This window comes from Alicyclobacillus kakegawensis NBRC 103104 (assembly GCF_001552655.1).
In the GTDB taxonomy this organism is placed as follows: Bacteria; Bacillota; Bacilli; order Alicyclobacillales; family Alicyclobacillaceae; genus Alicyclobacillus_G; species Alicyclobacillus_G kakegawensis.
Genome location: NZ_BCRP01000010.1, coordinates 63,884 through 81,688 on the forward strand (window position 1 = coordinate 63,884; position 17,805 = coordinate 81,688).

General features: G+C 58.4%; 24 protein-coding genes. 4 read left to right on the forward strand and 20 right to left on the reverse strand.

Going from position 1 to position 17,805, the window contains the following annotated elements; genetic code table 11:
• The first annotated feature begins 139 nt into the window (after nucleotides 1–139).
• Nucleotides 140–802, forward strand: a complete 663-nt coding sequence (locus tag AK2_RS09520; protein ID WP_245632848.1) for a PrsW family intramembrane metalloprotease — start codon at nucleotides 140–142, stop codon at nucleotides 800–802.
• On the opposite strand, the gene AK2_RS09525 is transcribed toward AK2_RS09520, so the two are convergent.
• Entirely contained in the window at nucleotides 787–1,152 is a 366-nt protein-coding gene (locus AK2_RS09525; RefSeq protein ID WP_067933678.1) for a hypothetical protein, read from the reverse strand. The two genes, AK2_RS09520 and AK2_RS09525, sit on opposite strands and share 16 nt — an antisense overlap.
• A 175-nt stretch (nucleotides 1,153–1,327) precedes the next feature.
• On the opposite strand from AK2_RS09525, the gene AK2_RS17145 reads away from it, so the two are divergent.
• Nucleotides 1,328–1,492 carry a hypothetical protein gene (locus tag AK2_RS17145; protein WP_169794767.1) on the forward strand — a complete coding sequence of 55 codons (165 nt, stop codon included), beginning with the start codon at nucleotides 1,328–1,330 and terminating at the stop codon, nucleotides 1,490–1,492.
• A 70-nt stretch (nucleotides 1,493–1,562) separates the two neighbouring features.
• Here AK2_RS17145 and AK2_RS09530 read toward each other — a convergent pair whose 3' ends face one another.
• Nucleotides 1,563–2,243 (reverse strand): SIR2 family NAD-dependent protein deacylase, encoded by a 681-nt coding sequence (locus AK2_RS09530; RefSeq protein WP_083521045.1) that lies wholly within the window; start codon nucleotides 2,241–2,243, stop codon nucleotides 1,563–1,565.
• Nucleotides 2,244–2,436: 193 nt separating this feature from the next.
• On the opposite strand from AK2_RS09530, the gene AK2_RS09535 reads away from it, so the two are divergent.
• Nucleotides 2,437–2,838 carry a helix-turn-helix domain-containing protein gene (locus AK2_RS09535; protein WP_067933680.1) on the forward strand — a complete coding sequence of 134 codons (402 nt, stop codon included), beginning with the start codon at nucleotides 2,437–2,439 and terminating at the stop codon, nucleotides 2,836–2,838.
• A gap of 258 nt (nucleotides 2,839–3,096) precedes the next feature.
• Here the strand turns inward: AK2_RS09535 and AK2_RS09540 are convergent, their stop codons facing one another.
• The 18 genes from AK2_RS09540 to AK2_RS09625 all read right to left on the reverse strand — a co-directional run bounded on the left by AK2_RS09540 (nucleotide 3,097) and on the right by AK2_RS09625 (nucleotide 16,246).
• A complete protein-coding gene (locus AK2_RS09540; protein WP_067933681.1) occupies nucleotides 3,097–4,848 on the reverse strand; it encodes a HAMP domain-containing sensor histidine kinase in 1,752 nt (583 codons plus the stop codon).
• Nucleotides 4,845–5,558: a response regulator transcription factor gene (locus tag AK2_RS09545; RefSeq protein ID WP_067933683.1), complete on the reverse strand. Its 714-nt coding sequence runs from the start codon at nucleotides 5,556–5,558 to the stop codon at nucleotides 4,845–4,847. The genes AK2_RS09540 and AK2_RS09545 overlap by 4 nt, the downstream gene beginning before the upstream one ends.
• Nucleotides 5,559–5,748: 190 nt before the next feature.
• The gene (locus AK2_RS09550; protein ID WP_067933685.1) at nucleotides 5,749–6,252 is read right to left on the reverse strand and encodes a YhcN/YlaJ family sporulation lipoprotein; all 504 of its coding nucleotides are present in this window, start codon (nucleotides 6,250–6,252) and stop codon (nucleotides 5,749–5,751) included.
• 67 nt (nucleotides 6,253–6,319) lie between these two features.
• Complete coding sequence (locus AK2_RS09555; protein ID WP_083521046.1) at nucleotides 6,320–7,120, reverse strand: pseudouridine synthase; 801 nt, start codon at nucleotides 7,118–7,120, stop codon at nucleotides 6,320–6,322.
• Between the two features lie 83 nt (nucleotides 7,121–7,203).
• A complete protein-coding gene (locus AK2_RS09560) occupies nucleotides 7,204–7,752 on the reverse strand; it encodes a spore maturation protein (RefSeq protein WP_067933687.1) in 549 nt (182 codons plus the stop codon).
• On the reverse strand, nucleotides 7,752–8,345 hold the full coding sequence (locus tag AK2_RS09565; protein WP_067933689.1) for a nucleoside recognition domain-containing protein: 594 nt from the start codon (nucleotides 8,343–8,345) through the stop codon (nucleotides 7,752–7,754). Before AK2_RS09565 ends, AK2_RS09560 begins: the two co-directional genes overlap by 1 nt.
• A gap of 55 nt (nucleotides 8,346–8,400) precedes the next feature.
• Nucleotides 8,401–8,835, reverse strand: coding sequence for a GerW family sporulation protein (ytfJ, locus tag AK2_RS09570; protein ID WP_067933691.1), 435 nt, complete (start codon nucleotides 8,833–8,835; stop codon nucleotides 8,401–8,403).
• Nucleotides 8,774–9,475, reverse strand: a complete 702-nt coding sequence (locus tag AK2_RS09575; RefSeq protein WP_067933693.1) for a DUF2953 domain-containing protein — start codon at nucleotides 9,473–9,475, stop codon at nucleotides 8,774–8,776. Before AK2_RS09575 ends, ytfJ begins: the two co-directional genes overlap by 62 nt.
• A 98-nt stretch (nucleotides 9,476–9,573) precedes the next feature.
• Nucleotides 9,574–10,143, reverse strand: a complete 570-nt coding sequence (scpB, locus tag AK2_RS09580) for an SMC-Scp complex subunit ScpB (RefSeq protein WP_245632849.1) — start codon at nucleotides 10,141–10,143, stop codon at nucleotides 9,574–9,576.
• A gap of 21 nt (nucleotides 10,144–10,164) precedes the next feature.
• Entirely contained in the window at nucleotides 10,165–10,902 is a 738-nt protein-coding gene (locus AK2_RS09585) for a segregation and condensation protein A (RefSeq protein ID WP_067933694.1), read from the reverse strand.
• 1 nt (nucleotide 10,903) lies between these two features.
• The gene (locus AK2_RS09590) at nucleotides 10,904–11,554 is read right to left on the reverse strand and encodes a site-2 protease family protein (protein ID WP_067933696.1); all 651 of its coding nucleotides are present in this window, start codon (nucleotides 11,552–11,554) and stop codon (nucleotides 10,904–10,906) included.
• 57 nt (nucleotides 11,555–11,611) lie between these two features.
• Complete coding sequence (locus AK2_RS09595) at nucleotides 11,612–12,385, reverse strand: spermidine synthase (protein ID WP_067933698.1); 774 nt, start codon at nucleotides 12,383–12,385, stop codon at nucleotides 11,612–11,614.
• A gap of 292 nt (nucleotides 12,386–12,677) precedes the next feature.
• Nucleotides 12,678–13,043 (reverse strand): stage V sporulation protein AE, encoded by a 366-nt coding sequence (gene spoVAE / locus AK2_RS09600; protein ID WP_067933700.1) that lies wholly within the window; start codon nucleotides 13,041–13,043, stop codon nucleotides 12,678–12,680.
• Between the two features lie 3 nt (nucleotides 13,044–13,046).
• A complete protein-coding gene (spoVAD, locus tag AK2_RS09605) occupies nucleotides 13,047–14,060 on the reverse strand; it encodes a stage V sporulation protein AD (RefSeq protein WP_067933702.1) in 1,014 nt (337 codons plus the stop codon).
• A gap of 32 nt (nucleotides 14,061–14,092) precedes the next feature.
• A complete protein-coding gene (gene spoVAC, locus AK2_RS09610; RefSeq protein WP_067933704.1) occupies nucleotides 14,093–14,551 on the reverse strand; it encodes a stage V sporulation protein AC in 459 nt (152 codons plus the stop codon).
• Between the two features lie 108 nt (nucleotides 14,552–14,659).
• A complete protein-coding gene (gene sigF / locus AK2_RS09615; RefSeq protein WP_067933706.1) occupies nucleotides 14,660–15,418 on the reverse strand; it encodes an RNA polymerase sporulation sigma factor SigF in 759 nt (252 codons plus the stop codon).
• A 15-nt stretch (nucleotides 15,419–15,433) separates the two neighbouring features.
• Nucleotides 15,434–15,898, reverse strand: a complete 465-nt coding sequence (spoIIAB, locus tag AK2_RS09620) for an anti-sigma F factor (protein ID WP_083521047.1) — start codon at nucleotides 15,896–15,898, stop codon at nucleotides 15,434–15,436.
• A 3-nt stretch (nucleotides 15,899–15,901) separates the two neighbouring features.
• The gene (locus AK2_RS09625) at nucleotides 15,902–16,246 is read right to left on the reverse strand and encodes an STAS domain-containing protein (protein WP_067933708.1); all 345 of its coding nucleotides are present in this window, start codon (nucleotides 16,244–16,246) and stop codon (nucleotides 15,902–15,904) included.
• A 192-nt stretch (nucleotides 16,247–16,438) separates the two neighbouring features.
• On the opposite strand from AK2_RS09625, the gene AK2_RS09630 reads away from it, so the two are divergent.
• The gene (locus AK2_RS09630; RefSeq protein ID WP_067933710.1) at nucleotides 16,439–17,752 is read left to right on the forward strand and encodes a tetratricopeptide repeat protein; all 1,314 of its coding nucleotides are present in this window, start codon (nucleotides 16,439–16,441) and stop codon (nucleotides 17,750–17,752) included.
• The last annotated feature ends 53 nt before the right edge of the window (nucleotides 17,753–17,805 follow it).

Sequence of the window (17,805 nt, forward strand, 5' to 3'; positions counted from 1 at the left end):
AATTCTAGCCTTGCATCACTCTACCACGGATGAATGGCCAGAACCAGATGCAGCACGCTCCCCCTGTTTCCTCCGTCATTCCTGTTCATGACCGTGGCGTCATGTGGGCAGCTTAGAGGAGAACAGGAGGGAGTCATCCATGCTGTACGCCGCCCTGGCCATGATACCGGTCACTTTGTTCATCATCTGGTTGTACACCCGGGATAGGCTGCATCCAGAGCCCAAGCGCGCTGTGTACCGCCTGTTTCTCCGCGGCGCCGCGATTGTCCTGCCGGCAGGGCTCATTGAGCGGCTGTTGCTGTCCTCCTGGAGCGAGGCACGTCTGGGAGGATGGCCGGCTTTGTTGATCACGGCCTTCTTCATCGCGGGCATGGTGGAGGAGTTCTTGAAGGCCAGCATCGTTGACCGTGGGGCGATTGAGAATGGCTTAGTGCGAAGCCCAATCGATTGCGTGGTGTACAGTGGAGCGACAGCGCTGGGATTCGCAGCTGTGGAGACAATCCTCTACGTGACCAGCTCCGGCTTCTTCACCGTCATTCTCCGTTCTGTCACGGCCGTACCCGCACACATGATGTTCGGGATCTTGATGGGCGCTGCTTTCGCAGAATCGGTTTGGGGCACGCGAAGCCGCGGATGGGCCTACATTGTCCCCGCGTTCGCCCATGGCGTGTACGACACCTTTGCCCTGGCCGGCGGCGTATTGCCAGACCTGTTCCTCGCCGCATACCTTGTGGTCCTGCTGGAATGGTCCCTACGCCGCATCCGGCAGATGGACCGGTGGTCGGTTCAACGGGTGTCGTGACCATCCTTGCCGAAAGGCTTGGGACCGGCAGGAATCCCGTCAAATATATACAGCCACCCTTTGCGGGCACGAAACAACTGAATGGAAACCGAGTCGTCTAGCATCAACATTTGAAAAAGATTCATATCTGTCTTGAAATACGGGCTCAAATGTTCATCGTGCAGCCGTACATTCAGAACGCGGAAACGGTCCTTCTGGGGAACCGGAATGCCATCCGTTCCTTCGATATTCTCCCATTGCACGGAGGCTATCCAGTATTCCGGCGCCACCTTCCGCTTCAAATATTCATACACATGCCGAGTCGCTTTCGCCTTGCGGCTGGCGTCGCTGACAAACCCGTGTTTCAGCACACATGGCGCCCCCTTGCCCGCCGAAATGCATTGCAACTGTATCATAGCGCACTTGGAGGCGGGAGCCAAACCCAGAGTGGTAGAGCCCGACCTGTTCATATGGTTGCCAAAACAAGGTGCTGAATGCTATGATAACTTTGATCATTTTCCCATACGGTCAAAGGGGGAGGCACGGGTGTTCAAGTATTATTTAGGCATCGCCATAATGTGCGCCTTTTTCGCCGTTCTGGCGTTGTTCTTTTCACAACACGCAGCCACTCTGGCCACCGTGTTCCTGGCCATGGGAGGAGCCTTCGTCGCCATCGCCTTTGTCACGTCCGGGCCGGAACACAGATGGTAGTGGCCATAGAATCCATCTTTGCGGGCAGCCCCCTCCGATGGTTCCCAGTCGGACAAGGGGGTTGTCTTCCTTAGTCTCTCCCCAGAATCAACGGCACCAACGCTTCCGCATCGCGATTCACTTCAATCACGTCCAATCCCCGGCGCGACGCCATCTGTGGCAACCGCCGGACAGGCTCCATCTCCAACCGGGTGCCAATTACCAAAACGAAGTCCGCCCTCCCCATCCAATCGACCGCTCTGCTGAAATGGCGAACCGGCTCTCCCTCCAGGCTGAAACCTGGCCGCAAAACGGCCCCGCAGCCCGGGCAATGAGGAACACGAGCCCGCCATACCAATTGACTTTGAAAGACCTGAGCGCAGCGTGGGCAACGCAACTCGCGCAAATTCCCGTGCAATTCAAGCAAATGGACAGTACCGGCATCCCGATGCAACCCGTCGATATTTTGCGTCACGACATGAAACCTTGCTGCCGCCAAGGCGCGATGCGCGGCATTGGGTTGGGCCGCGCGCCAGTGCTGCAGGATTCGCCGATAGGCGTCGTAAAACCTCCCCGGGTGGTAGGTGAATAGGTGTGGCCGGAAAAATTCGGCCAACGCCACCCCCGCGACGCAATCGGCCAGCAGGGGCACGCCACTTGCCACACTGATGCCAGCGCCTGTGATGGCCAGCGGAAAGACGGCTTGCCGTACGGCCGCTTGAATTCGAGCGAGTCGGAATGACACATCCGCAAGCGTCACCTCGTATTGCATTCAGAACCCCCTGTAGGGAGGGTGCCCGCATGACGACGGGTTCATGAATGTGAAGCAGCCGCCCTCTAACCAACATTTTTCTTTTTGTGTCTACAAAAAGATAACAATATTCGACGTTAACTATTTACAATTCAAAAGTTCAGCGATAGTGTAATAGGCGTAAGTAAAATATTGCATCAGGAGGAAAACCAGATTGAACGAGTCATTTGGTAGTCGAGTTCGTCGGTTGCGCCAGGCGCGTCGGTGGTCACAGCAAGAGCTCTCCCTGCGATCCGGTATCTCCACGCCGCATATCTCATCCATCGAACGAGGGAAGCGGTTTCCGTCGTTGGATTACGCCATGCGACTGGCAAACGCGCTTGGTGTGTCTTTGCCCGCTTTGTGCGACCAACGAAGGGAATTGCGGCCGCCCAAGATGAAAAATTCGCCGGATGAACTTCCATCCTACCTGCAAAACTTCGTGCTCAACGAGGAGTCCACCCCCTACTTGGAGATGGCCCATCGCCTCAGCACACTGCCCAAGCAGGACACGGAGTTCTTGTCGCTCGTTGTCGAGTTGTTGGTGGAACGTCGGCGGACGGACCCGGACCGGTGACCCGACTGCGAGCTATGGCCAGCGGATGGCTGTCGTGCCTGGCGTACCAAAAGCGTGCAGGCGCCAACGGCGCCTGCACCTACCATAGGATCTTGATTCCATATTTTCCGCTAGGAGTGCGAAACACAGCTACATACTTCGGCGCCTTTTGCAGGACGCCCTCGGCATCACGAATGCGTGCCGCGAGACAATCCGCTTGGAACCGGGTATCGAATATTTTCATGTAGTACACCCAGGCCAATGAACTCCCTCCATGTCTTACGCCCGCGATGCGCTGTGCGCCAGCGGGATCGACACCGTAAACGTGGTGCCCTGCCCAAGCTTGCTGTTGACAATGATATCGCCATCATGTGCATCGACGATGTGGCGAGTGATGGCCAAACCAAGGCCCGTACCCGATCGATCACGCGTGCGCGCCTTATCCGCCTTGTAAAACCGTTCCCATATGTATGGAATGTCTTCCTCTGGGATGCCGCTGCCGGTGTCCCGAATGTCAATTTGCGCATGGCCCCCGCTCTCGCGCACCACCAGGCTGACTTGTCCGCCCGCTTGAGTATGGCGCAGTGCGTTGTCCACCAGGTTGGTGAACACTTGCTCCAACCGGTCTTCGTCTCCACGCACGCAAACCTCGCTGTCCGGAAGCTGCGCATCCAGGCGAATGTCCCGTTCGGCGGCCAACGTTTGAAACTTTCGGACCACGCGAAAGACGACCTCGCTGATATTCACCGTCGCAAACGTCATCTGAAATTGCCCCGACTCCAACTGCGCCAGGTCCAACAAGTCGTTGACCAAACGCTTCATGCGCAGGGTTTCATCATGGATAATGCCGGTCAGCTCGCGGCGCTGTTCCGGATCGTCACCGAATTCATCCAACAAAGCTTCCGTGTACCCCTGCATCATGCTCAGCGGAGTCCGCAGTTCGTGGGACACATTGGCAATAAAATCCTTGCGCAGACGATCCAGTCTCCGTTCCTCGCTGACATCCCGCAAGACGGCGACCACCCCGCGCAGGGTTTTCCCATCCGATTGATACAATGGAGTCATGGTGGCCAGAATGTCCCGGGCCTGCCAAGACCATTCACGGGTTATCGGTTGACGCGCCTCCACGACTGCCTGCATTTGACCATACAGGTCTGACGGCAGCCGTGTCGAATCAGGCACCCCTGTGGCTGCCAAGGAGGTCGACTGCAGCCGACGGCGCGCCGGTGGATTGGCCAGCGTGATGTTGCCGTCCAAATCGGCCGCCACCACCCCATCATGCAGCGACGCAAGGATGTTGCTCAACTGCTCCTTTTCAAACGACAGGGCGGCAATCGTCTGTTCCAGCTCGTCCGCCATGACATTGAACGTTCGCCCCAGCCTGCCCACCTCATCGTTCGTGGCCACGTCGATTTTCCCGTGAAACTGGCCTTGCACCATCTGTTCGGCCGCCTCGTTCATCTGCACCAAGGGCCGCGACAAATTTTTCGACACGACAAATGCCAACCCAGTCGTCAGCAAGATCCCGAGCACCATGGCGAAGATGATCAAATTGCGCATCAAGGCAATCGGTTCGTCGAGCGCGCTGATATTCTGCCAGACGGCCAGCATCCCCGGATTCGAGGCGGAATTTAGGCGCAGATAGACGGACACGACGTCGGCGTCGTCGGACTCCCCGGCAATGACCACGGGTTGCCCGGACAGAAACACCTTGCGCTGGTCCGCGGTGAAATGGTCATAGGCGGATGCGAGGTTGCGGTTGGAAGTTAAGTCAAAGCTGAGCGCCACATGAATGTCGGCCTGCTGGACGTAGGCCATCTGCCGAGCTATCTGCAGCGCAGCGGTCCGATTTCTCGTGTTGTTGATGGAGACTTGGACACTTTGCGCGAGACGGGACAGCTGGCGTGCCTGTTGCCGATAGACGTAATTATCGAAGAACTGCTGCAGCAGAATGGACAACAGCGCCAACACCACGACGACCATGCCCACGATGGTCAACCACAGTTTGACGACGATGCTGTTGCGAATCAACGGGCACCAACCTCAAATTTGTATCCAACACCCCAGACCGTGACGATGTAAGCGCTGACCTGTGGCGAGGCGTGTCCAAGTTTTTCTCGCAGCCGTTTGACATGCGTGTCTACCGTGCGTTGATCGCCATAAAACTGGTAGTTCCACACATCGCGCAGCAACTCTTCCCGGCTGAAGACTTTTTCCGGTCTTTGCGCCATGTAAACCAGCAGGTCAAACTCCTTGGGGGTCAAGGCGACCTCCTTGCCAGCCACCTCCACCCGGCGGGCTTCAATGTGAATGTTCAGGTGGGGAAACGTCAAAACCTGCTGCAATTCCGTGCGGGCGGTGTCGTTCTCTCCAACCCGCTTCAGCAGCGCCTTGACCCGCATCACCAGCTCCCGGGGGCTGAACGGCTTGACGACATAATCGTCCGCCCCCAATTCAAAACCGTGAATGCGACTGATCTCATCGCCGGCCGCCGTCAACATGATAATCGGAGTCTGCAGGTGTTGGCGAATCTGCGTGCACACGTCGCGGCCATCCATCTCGGGCAGCATGAGATCGAGGATGATGAGCGCGTAGGGTTGACTCAAGGCCGCTTGCAGCGCCGTCTTCCCGTCGGCGGCCTCATCGACCGCGAAACCGCTGCGCTCCAGATACATTCGGACAAGGCGGCGGATCCGCTCCTCATCGTCCACCACCAGTATCCGCACAGGCTCCTGATCCATCCCCGGACCCTCCTCGTCATTACTGCCTTCCATTATGACGATCCGCTTGTCACCGGGCAACATCCGAACAGACGGAAAAAGCGACAAGGCAACGGAAGCCTCGTCGCTCAAGCCGCGTACGGTCTCATGCCGACAGATTCTCACACCGCGTGCGGCGTCGGGAATCGCGCACAGGCCGCGCGGATTCCCGCTAGCGGGCGTTCGGCCACACACGTTGCACCATGGCCGAGAACTGATTCCAGACGGCACTGACCGGCTGTCCCTGCTGCAAATCGCGAGCAAATTTCTGGAACTGTTGATATACATCCGGATTGGCTGAGACGTAGACCGTGCGAATCTCTGGGTGACGGTCTTTGACCGCCGCAATAATCCGGTCCTTCGTGCGTTCGGCCAGTCCCGTATGCACACCCGGACGGATTTTTACCGCCACGTAAGCCGTGTGGCCGGCCACCATGACGTTCGCGTTCTGCACGTGCGTCACTTTCACCACATGATTCGCGATGTCCTGCTCTACAGCCAGGTTGGCGTTGGTTCCCGGGGTCCCCGGGCGACGCATCGGAGCCGTCGTGTCGTTGCGCGGGCTCACCGCTGGGTTGCCCGCCGTGTTGGCTTTGTTCGCGGGTGGATTGCCACAGGCCGTGACGGAAAACAGGCACAGGGCTGCGGCGAGCGTGCCATACATGGCTTTTTTCATGGCGGATCACACTCCCTGCACCTACTTTCTGCAATGAGTGCAAGGATTATACACCGCTTGGGCACACTCACCGCCTTGCAAAGCGCCCTCGGGCTCGTCCTGGCCGGTGTACGTGCCGAAGCTGAGGCGGATTCTGCCGCGGCTGGGGCGGATCCAAATCCACGCTTGTGTACAGCATGGCCAGTTCATCCGCGGTCAGCGGGCGAGCGCGGCCCGGACCCAAACCGGTGAGTCGCAACGGTCCGTAGCGCACCCGCTTCAGCCGTTTCACTGGAAATCCGATGGCATCCAGCATCCGCCGGATCTGCCGGTTCCGCCCCTCATGGAGTGTCAATTCCAACACCGACTCGCGCGGGTGGTGGCGCAACACTTCCACCTTGGCGGGGGCTGTACGGCCATCCTCTAAATCGATACCTTGCGCCAAAGCGCGCAGGTCAGATGCCTCCGGCATGCCCGTCACCGTCACCCGATACACCTTGTCCAACTCGTATCGTGGATGCATGAGTCGATGGGCGAGTTCACCGTCATTCGTGAAAACCAGCAGACCACTGGTGTCGTAATCCAAGCGCCCGACCGGATAAACCCGCACCGGCAGCTCGGGCAGGAATTCCATCACCGTACGTCGTCCCTGTGGATCCGACAGTGTGGTCACACACGAGGTCGGCTTATGCAGCATCCAGCAAACCTTCGGCTGCGGCTCGACCACCTGCCCGTCCACCGTCACCGTTTGCCGCTCCAGATCGGCACGTTCTCCCAACACAGCGGGCCGCCCGTCAACCGACACCCGTCCTTCCTGTATGAGTTGTTCGCACTTGCGGCGTGACCCAAAACCGGCCTCTGCCAGGATTTTTTGAATTCGTTCCGCCATCGCTGTTCCCTTCATGGATGAGGTTTTTATCTATGCATTGACCGCTATTATGGCATGAAACTTTGAGCAGGGAAAGCCCCGGCCTACGGCATCGGGCCTAGCAGCAAGGTGACGGCCAAGACACTGGCGAACACGCTCGCCACATCGGCCAGCAATCCGACCTTGAGCGCATAGCGGAAATTGCGGATGCCGACACTGCCAAAGTACACGGTGATAATGTAGAGGGTGGTGTCGGAACTGGCCTGCAGGGTGGATGCCAACTGTCCCAGCCAGGAATCAGGCCCCGCCTTCGGGTCTTGAAAGATGTGGGTCATGAATGCCAAGGACGCGGAGCTGCTGATGGGGCGCAACAGACCGATGGGCAACACTTCGATGGGAATGTGCAAAAAGCTCATCACTGGGGCCAGACCCTGTGTAAGCAAGTCCATTGCGCCCGAGGTGCGGAACACCTCAACCGCCACCATCATAGCTACCAGGTGAGGCAAGAGACGAATCGCGGTCCCAAAGCCGCTCTTGGCCCCGTCGACAAAGGAATGATACAGAGGAACCCGCTTGATGTAACCGGCGACCAGAATCCCTGCCACCAACAACGGCAAGAGCCAATTGGACACCGTGGCGATAGCGGCTTGCATCAACCGCGCCTCCGCCGTTTATCCCAGGCCCGAAATCCCCGATCCAACACAATCGCCGCGACCGTGCCGAGGGCCGTGGCGATGATGGTGGTCCCGACCACGGACGTGGGATGGGTCGATCCATACTGCATGCGGACGGCAATCACCGTCGTGGGAATCAGCGTAATGCTGGCAGTATTGACGGCCAATAGGGTACACATCGCGTCGCTGGCCGTTTCTTTGTCGGCGTTGAGGGTTTGCAGCTCGCGCATGGCGCGCAGCCCGAGCGGGGTTGCCGCATTGCCGATGCCGAGCAGGTTGGCGCTCATATTGGCTAAAATAGCGCCCATGGCCGGGTGATTCTCAGGGACGGAAGGGTATAGCCAGCGTGCGACCGGGCGCAAGACGCGGGCCAAGGTGTCAATCAAACCGGCTTTTTCCGCGATGCCCATGAGTCCGTTCCAGAGCGCTATCACCCCAATAAGCGCCAAACTCAATTCCACTCCGTGCTCGGCCCCGCCCAGGATGGAAACGGTCACTTGCTGCATGTGACCTGTGAACATAGCCGTCGTCACCCCAGCGAGAAACAGACCGAGCCAGATGAGGTCAATCATAGCTGGCACACCCCCAGACCTTCACTGGTTTATGGGTATGCCAGCCGCACTCGGTTTAGGACAACCCGGACGACTCGCTGCGGTTGTCCTGCCTCCCCTCGCCTTTCGCCTTACCGCCATCGAACAGGTGTTGGATCTTTTCCATTACTTGGGGCGCCATGTCAATCAGTCGGTCGTACAGTTGATTCTCGTGATCGGCTGACAACAGTCGTACGTGTTCACCGTGGACAATGAGAAACCCGATGGGGGTGATGGACACGCCGCCTCCCGAGCCTCCGCCGAACGGGTGCTCCTGGGTTGCGGAGGCGTCTCGTCCGCCGCTGCCAAATTCGCTGCCGCCGGCTGCGAAGCCAAACCCCACCCTCGACACCGGCAAAATCACGGTACCGTCCGGGGCTTCAATCGGATCGCCAATTATCGTGTTGACGTCAACCATTTCGCGTATGCTGCTCATGGCCGTCTGCATGAGCCCTTGAATTGGGTGTTCCATGGTGTCCCCTCCTTCGCCAGACGCGGAGTAGCCCCATCATCGCGAGGATAGCGTAACCGAAGCGGAGCTTCATTATGCAGGAGCCCTTCAGTGTAAAGCCTGGGCTGTGAAATTCCGGTTGCACGACAATCGCGGGCTCGGCTTGGAAGGAAAAGGTGCGAACCAGCATCACCATGACCAATCCCAGCCCCGACCAAATCAGACCGTGCAGCAGACCGGTTACCGCCGCGTCCTTAACCCCGTAACGGACCGTGACGACAAACTCGGTAATCCAAATCTTAGATAGCACCTCTTTCAGGATGCCCTTTATCTCCTGCAAGCGGGCGAGCCACTGCGGCCAATGACGTATCAGATCCAAGACCTCATGGGTGGTGAGATCCATTCTGTGGCCAGGTTCCCGGCCCGACCAGCCGAAGGTCTCATGTTGAGCCGCCACGGACGGGCCGCCAGGTCCGAGAAGAACCTCTATGTCATGGATTTTTTTGTGGATGCGGACAAGCCCCAGTACACCACGCAGCCGCACATCCACGCTGAACCAGGAATTGTGTGAAGGTTCCAGGGATATATAGAGGGTGACAGGGAGCGCCAGGACGAACGCGAGCACCACGAATACAACGGCTGTCAAGAATAGAAACCACAAACCCTCCACCCCGATACCAGGCGAGTTGAACGCAGAGCGTCCTTCCGCAACAGTCGCCAGACGCCCCTTATCCTATCCAGAATCGCCCAGCCCATGCATCAATCCCTGGGAACGCTGGCACGTTGTTCGAACAAGGCCAGGTCTAAAGACGCGTCGTTCATTTCGGGCAACGGAGGGAGGTCTTCCAAACTGCGCAGACCGAAGGTTTGCAAAAAGGTATCCGTGGTGCCGTACAGGATGGGCCGTCCCGGCGCATTCTGCCTCCCCACCTCGGCAATCAGCCGACGATGGACGAGGGTTGCGATGGCTCGATCCGACTTCACCCCGCGGACATCTTCTATCTCGGCACGGGAAATCGGCTGACGGTACGCCACAATCGACAGCACCTCAAGCGCGGCCGTGCTCAACTGAGTGGCCACCGGAGTGTGGGCCAGGCGGCGCAAATAGATGGCGTGCTCGGGGCGGGTGACCAACTGCCAACTCCCGGCAAATTCGACCAATGCCAACCCGGCGCCGCGCTCGTCGTACTGTTTTTGCAGCTGCAAGCAAAGCTGGCGCGTCTCCTCCACTCCCAACTGCAGGACATCGGCAAGCTCTTCGGTCGTCAAGCCCTCACTGCCCGCGGCAAACAGCAGAGCCTCTAGCGGGCCGGTCACATTGAGCAGCACCCCTTGCACCTCCCATCATGCTCACGCGGTCGCACGACTGTCCACCAGTACGATTTCAATATCAGCAAAGGGCGACGCTTGCGTACAAGCCACGCGCCGTTCCTTAACCAACTCCAGCACGGCGAGAAAGGCTGAAACCAGTTCCTCGCGGCTGCTGTCCACAGGGAACAGGTCATAGAAACTGCATCGCTGCCAGCGCTGCAGCCGCTGTAGGACCCTATCCATCATCTCCTCGACGCTGATGACGGTACCGGTAATTTGCGCCGATTGGTGTTGGGGCGGCACCCGTCGCATGAGCGCCCGGTAAGCGTCCACGAGTGCCCACATACTCATCGCCGGCAGGGGCGGTGCCTCCGGCGCATAGGGCCTTAGGTCCATGGGCTCGCGGGAAAAGATGAGGCTCTGCCGGCGCTCCAACTCCTGTAGCTGTGCAGCCGCCCACTTGCAGCGTTGATATTCAAGCAGCTGCTGTACGAGTTGATCGCGCGGGTCTTCTTCGGAGTCGGGGAGTTCCTCCTGCTGCCGGGGTGGGCGCGGCAGCAGCATGCGACTCTTGATGGCCAACAATGTGGCCGCCATCACGATGAATTCACTCGCTATCTCCAAGGACAGCTCTTCCATGGCCCGCAGGTACTGCATATACTGTTCCGTCACCAATGCGATGGGGATATCGTGAATGTCAATTTCATGCTTCTGAATGAGATGCAAGAGCAGATCGAGCGGACCACTGAAGGTATCCAGCACGATCTCGTATGCCATCTCAAAAACCCCCTGTATAAAACCCAAACCAAGAGGCGACCAAGTGCCAGGATGCATTCAGGATGGGCGACAGAATCGTGTTGCGCAGGGGCGGGATGACCACCACCAACAGAAGCAAAAACGGGCCATAGGTTTCATATCGATGGTACCAAGAGAGGTGACGATACGGAACCCAAGCTGAAACGACACGGGACCCGTCCAGCGGAGGAACCGGGATCAAATTGAACACGCACAGTGTCACGTTCACCACGGCCCCCCACGTCAACAGCTGCAACGCAAAAGCCGGCAGGCCGCCGGCAGAAAATCCGGACACGGGCATGGCACGTAGCACAAGGAAGCACACTACAGCCAGTAACAAGTTTGACGCAGGTCCGGCTAAGGCCACAAACATGAGGTCGCGGCGCGGGTGCCGCAGACGAGACACATCCACGGGTACCGGCTTGGCCCAGCCAATGGGACCAAAGAGAATCAAGATTAGCCCGAGCGGATCGAGATGGACCAACGGATTCAAGGACAGGCGGCCTGCCAGGCGGGCCGTATGGTCGCCGAGCCGGTCTGCGGTCCACGCGTGAGCAAACTCATGAAACACAAGGCTGACGGGAATGGTGATGACATAGAAAATGAAGTTGGGACTAAACAGGTTCTGAAGCAAGGAACGAACCCCTTTTGCGGCCGTATGCGCGGTTCTAGAGCCACTCTGGTGGGGCTATTATAACACAGAGAGACCGGCCATGGTCCGGATTCGCCAAGGCCAGGCGAGCCGTTCGTGCCACCCCATGAGCGGCAGGCGCCGGATCTCGGCCCGCCACAGAGCACGCAGCCCAACACGACGAGAAGCGACCACCAGGCAATTTTGCTCCATGCCTGGAAAGCCTACAGGCAGCACCAGCACCTCCGCGAAGGAATCGGTTAGGGCGCGCAGGAATCGGGCAGCCTCCCGGGCCGGCGGCACACTCATGATAATGTTGAAAGCCACCACCCCGGCTTCAGACAGATGAACATGAAGAAGATGGGCAAAGGAAGGTTGCAAACACGGGCTGTAGATGCGGTTCCGCAAGTAGGCATCGACAAAGATAAGGTCATAGACCTCCGAGCTCGTCTCCAGAAAACGAACCCCATCGCCGACGTAGTAGCGGGTCTCGTCGGTCGGCGGACTGTCAAAATACTCAAGCGCTACATCGACGACCGTCTCGTCCAGTTCAACGCCCACCTGCCGACACTCCGGCCACAGACGGCGGACGGACCGCAAAGCCGTGCCGGTGCCTACGCCGACCGCCAGGAAACGCCGCGGCGCCTTCACGGCGGCAGCCAAAGCGTAAAACGCCCGTTGGTAGGGAAACACAGGCCGCCAAGGGCGGGCGATGTCCAAGGCGCCCTGCCAACCGCCGCCGCGGCCGAAACGGAGATAGCGGATACGCCCGCGGCGGATGACTTGGATGTCATGCACCTGACCGCGACGTTCTAATTCCACGATTCCGTTCACTGGCCCACCCCTTTGTGGTCATTTGGGTTGGATCCAGTATAGACCACAAGCGGACGGGTTGTCGCTACGCGGTTCTGGGTTGTTGCCGTTGCCACAGGCGGGCTATGCGTGGCCACCATGGGCGGACGACGGACATAAACATCTGGAACATGCCGAAGTAGCGGAACAGCCGCGGGAGAAACAAAAGCATGCTGAGCAATTTCCTCATCTCCAAGATGGATTTTGAACGGACACCGCGGACATCTCGCTGCTAGGTTATGCACACGCTTCAGTTCGTGCACAGGCTTCTGGACTATCCTTTGGGTTTGGCCACCACGGCGGCCAAAAAGGCGAAGATGATGGCAGCCGAGATGCCTGCGCTGGTTACTTCAAAAATGCCGGTGATCACGCCAATCAGGCCGTGCAGCTTCATTTCCGCCAACGCCCCGTGCACCAACGAGTTGCCAAAGCTGGTGATAGGCACGGTGGCTCCCGCGCCGGCAAAGCGAATCAACGGATCATAAAGACCGACGCCGTCCAGCACCGCGCCGGCGACCACGAGAATCACCATCACCTGTCCGGGATTGAGTTTCAGGGAGTCCATGAGAATTTGTCCGATGGCGCAGATGGCGCCGCCGACCAGAAATGCGTATAAAAACCCCTCCCAGCCCGCTTGCATAGGTCAATCCTCCATCCTTTCAAAGACAACGGCATGCGACACGGAAGGTACGCTTTCCCCCTGCTGAACGGTGACGGAAGACATCAAGGCGCCGGTGGCCGAGACCAAAATCCGCCGGAAAACCCCGGATGCCAATTGCCGCAGCAAATGAGCAAACGTGACCAGCGTGCAACAGGCCCCGCCGCTGCCGCCAGAGAGCACCTCGGGTTGGTCCTTGCGGTAGATCAGCAGACCGCAGTCAACCAATCGCTCTCCCATGTGATGACCATCGCGCGCAAACAGGTCCCGCAGGATGTTATGGCCAATGTGTCCAAGGTCGCCGGTGGCGATGCAATCGAAGTCGTCCCACTTGCGGCCGGTGTCCTGCAAGTGGGCGGTTATGGTGCTGTACGCCGCGGGCGCCATCGCTGCGCCCATTTCCCACGGACTTTTCACCTGCATATCCACGACCTGGCCGATGGTCGCCTCGGTGACGGCCACCTTGCCGCCACCGGCAGCGAGAATGGCGGCTCCTGCACCGGTCACCGTTCGTTGGGCGGTAGGTGGTTTTTGCGCCCCGTACTCCGTCGGGTAACGAAACTGCCGTTCAGCGGTCGCAAAGTGGCTCGACGTCCCCACGAGGACCTTTTCTGCGACACCGCTGTCTATGGTCAACGCGCCGATTGCGATTGCCTCGCAGATTGATGCACAGGCGCTGTAGACCCCGAGTAGCGGCACCGGATAGGCACGCAACCCGAAGTAGAAACTCGCCAGTTGCGCGTTGAGGTCCGCGCCAATCAACAAGTCGATGTCTGGCGGCTTGAGCTTCGCCTTGCTCAAGGCCACCTCCACGGCCTCGTCAAACAGGTGCTGCTCCGCCTGTTCCCAGGTGTTCAAACCGAGCCGGTCATCGTTGTGCCGAACGTCAAACTCGTCACCGAGCGGCCCCTCTCCCTCGTTCTTTCCAGCCACCGTCGCCGTCACCAAGACGCGCGGCGGGCGGGCAAACCGCCACGTCTGAGTCCCCGCAAGCGGCACCGGTATGTCCCCCCTGTCAGACCGAAAGTTGTCTAAAGGTGCAAAATGGCGTATCTGGCCAGGGCCACGAAGAAGGCGCTGACCACGCCGTAGACGATTACGGGCCCCGCCAATTTGAACATGTTACCGCCGACGCCGAGCACCAAGCCCTCACTGCGGTACTCCATGGCCGCCGACGCCATGGTATTGGCAAAGCCTGTTATCGGCACGGCCGATCCAGCCCCCGCCCAAGCGGCGAATCGGTCATACACGCCGAGCGCCGTGAAAATGACGGATAGGAGCACCATCACCGCACTGGTCGGATTTCCCGCTTCCTTGGGACTGAAGTGACCGTATCGCACAAACAGCAGGAGGACGATTTGCCCGATGACGCAGACGCCCCCACCCACCAAAAAGGCCCGAACGGTGTTGCGCAGCATCGGCCGAGATGGGGTATGGCGCTGAGCAAGCTGCTGATAGTCGGATGCGTCTTGACGAACGCGTGCAGGCATAAGACCCCTCCCTATACAAGCCTCCACCCCGCGGATGGAGCGTGGCTGTGCGCCGCCGGAGCAGGCGCTCGTATAGTATGTCCGAGGGGCTGGATGCTTACGCGAAGGTCACGATTCGAGCTGTTGACGGATGGCGCGGAGGATTTTCTTCTCTAGACGGGACACCTGCACTTGGGATATTCCCAGCACGGCGGCAACGTCCGACTGGGTTTTATCCTTGAAAAAGCGCAAGTAGACAATCAGACGTTCCCGTTCTGGCAGGCGTCCCAAAACTTCGTGCAAGGCGATGTGGTCCAGCCAAGATACGCTCTCCTCGCCGGCAATCTGGTCCATCAGATAAATCGGGTCCCCGTCGTTTTCGAACACCGTTTCGTGGATGGACGTGGGCGCGCGCAGCGCCTCTTGAGCAAACACAACTTCAGACGGGTCAATCCCCAACTCGTCGGCAATCTCAGTGATCTGCGGCTGTCGGCCCAAGCGCTTCGCCAATTCGTCGCGGGCGCGGCGAATGTGGCGCGCGGTCTCCTTCAAGCTGCGGCTGACCTTGACAGTGCTGTCGTCGCGCAGGAAGCGTTGGATTTCGCCAATGATCATCGGGACAGCATATGTAGAAAATTTCACATCGTAACTCAGGTCAAATTTGTCGATAGCCTTCATGAGGCCAATGACACCAATCTGAAATAGGTCGTCCGCCTCGTAACCGCGGCCCAAGAACCTCTGCACCACAGCCCACACTAAACGCTGATTGCCAATCACAAGTTCATCCCGGGCCGCAACATCCCCTTGCTGACTGCGCGCAATCAAGGCGCGAATCTCGTCGTCGGAATACCTACGGGAACGTTCCTCGGTATCATTGACATAATCCATGCGAGAGGTCTCCTATCACTGACCATCCAGGACCGGCGCCATCCGCTTGCGCATCCGGACCTTTGTGCCATGTTCGGGAATCGACTCGATGACTAGCTCATCTACGAAGTTTTCCATTATCGTTATACCCATTCCCGACCGCTCCAATTCGGGCCGGGACGTATAGAGCGGCTGTCTGGCCTGCTCAATGTCCTCAATCCCGACGCCATCATCTTCAATCACGACTTCCACCACTCCCTGGTGGATAGCACATTCAATCCGCACCTCACCGGGGGAGTCCACATAGCCGTGAATGATAGCGTTGGTCACGGCCTCAGAAACGGCCGTCTTCAACTCCGTCAACTGCTCCATCGTCGGATCCAACTGGGCGGCAAAGGAGGCCACCGCCACACGCGCCAACGATTCGTTCTCGGATTGGGCGGGGAATTGGAGACGCAAGTAATTGTCCACCGCCACTTTGGTCTGCAGTTCGCGATTCATCATTCATCCCTCCCGCACAAGTTGCAGCGCCTCGTCCACCGTCGCGGTGACAGGGAGGATGCGCCTGAGCCCGGACAGTTCGAACAAGCGAGCCAGGGACTCGTTCACCTCACACAGGGCCATCCGCCCGTGCCGTTCGGTCACAGTCCTGTACCGCCCAAGAATCAATCCCAAAGCGGAACTGTCCACAAAATCGATATCCCGAAACGACATCACCAACCCTCGGTGGCCTGTTCTTTCTAATTCCGCCTCAATTTCATTCCGGATGGTTTCCACTTCATGGTGACCCAATTCCCCGCCGAGTTTCACCACCACCACGCCATCATGCACCTGCAGCTGCATGACCATGCTGCTCCCCCCAATCAGACTCACTTCACCTTAACTATTTGTGAAGGACGCATGTTCTCCTGCATGCCTGACAAAAGAAGAAAAAAAGCCCTAAATTTCGACACAGCGCTGGATTTCGCGCTTGAAAAGGGATATGCAGATTCCGGAATTTATAGTAGAATACATAGAATCAAGAGTATGGCGGAGGACGATATGGAAGAGACTTTGGGGAACAAGCTGCGTGAATTACGCGTCGCCAAAGGCATGACTCAGTCCGCCTTGGGGCGCGATTTGGTGACCGCCAGCATGATCAGCCAGATTGAATCCAACCGGGTGGTACCGACGCAGCGCCTGCTGGAGCAATTGTTGGAGCGGCTGGACGCCGACAGGGATGAGTTTCGCTCGCTCCTGAAAGCCAACGAGAACCTGCAGCGGTACCGGGAGGCCAAAACATTAATGGAGCGAGGCGATGCGCGTCGTGCCCGGGAACTGCTGCTACAAGTGATTGAAGACGTGCCCGCTCAGGTGAGGACGGACAAGGTCTATGCCGAACTGGGCGAATGTTGCTTAAAATTGGGACTTGAAGATGAGGCCGTACGCATGTACGAGACAGCGCTGGCCTTTACGTTGGAGCATGGAGATATCTCCACCAGCGTCCACTACTATTACCAGTTGGGTCACGTGGAACGCGGACGGCGACGCCTGCAGGCAGCCGCCATGTTCTGGCGCCGCGGGAGTGAATTGTTGGAGCGATATCCAAGATTGCGCATGCCGGTTTCCGTCAAGCTGGAGAACAATCTGGCGAGAGTTTATTACCTTTCACGCCAATACAACAAAGCGCTCATCCATTATCAGCGCGCCTGTACCGCTGCCCAAGCCTACGGCCAAGTCCGTGACTTGGCCGTTATCCATCACGGATTGGCAAACGTATTGGTGGAAATGGAGCGATTTGACGAAGCGCGCGAACACACGGATGAGGCCTTGTCTCTGTACGAGTCGGTCGGCCACTCGCGAGGCGTCCACCAATGTCTTATCAACCAAGCGATCATCCTGCGCCGCGAAGGTTTGTATGAAGCCGCCATCGCCCATTTGCAAAGTTGTCAGAACCGCCGCGCTTTGCGCCAAGACCCGCCTCGGTACACCAAGCTACAAATTGAGTTGGCGAGAAACCGTTTGGCGCTCGGAGATCGGGAAGCCGCGATGCAGTTGCTCGATACCGTGCATCGGGAATCCGTGCGGGAGCCCGAGTTGGCACAAGAAGTGCATTGGGTGCGGGCCCAATGCTTGATGGCGATGCAGCGCGTCGAAGAAGCCGCGTCAACGCTAGAAGCCGCGCTGCCGTTGACCGATACTGTGGAAGATCCGCTGGCCAAGTTACGCGTGTGGCGGCAGTTGAGCAAACTGTACCGCGAATTGGACAGGCCGCATCAAGCCCTGTCGGCGGAACTGGAGGCGCTGCAGATCATGCGGCGGCGGATTCCATCACCGCGCGTCCTACCGGGAAACAGGGTCATGAATATTTCCTGAACAATAGCAGAAATCGACTGAATGCACGGCTATGTCTTGTTGTATGACAAAAT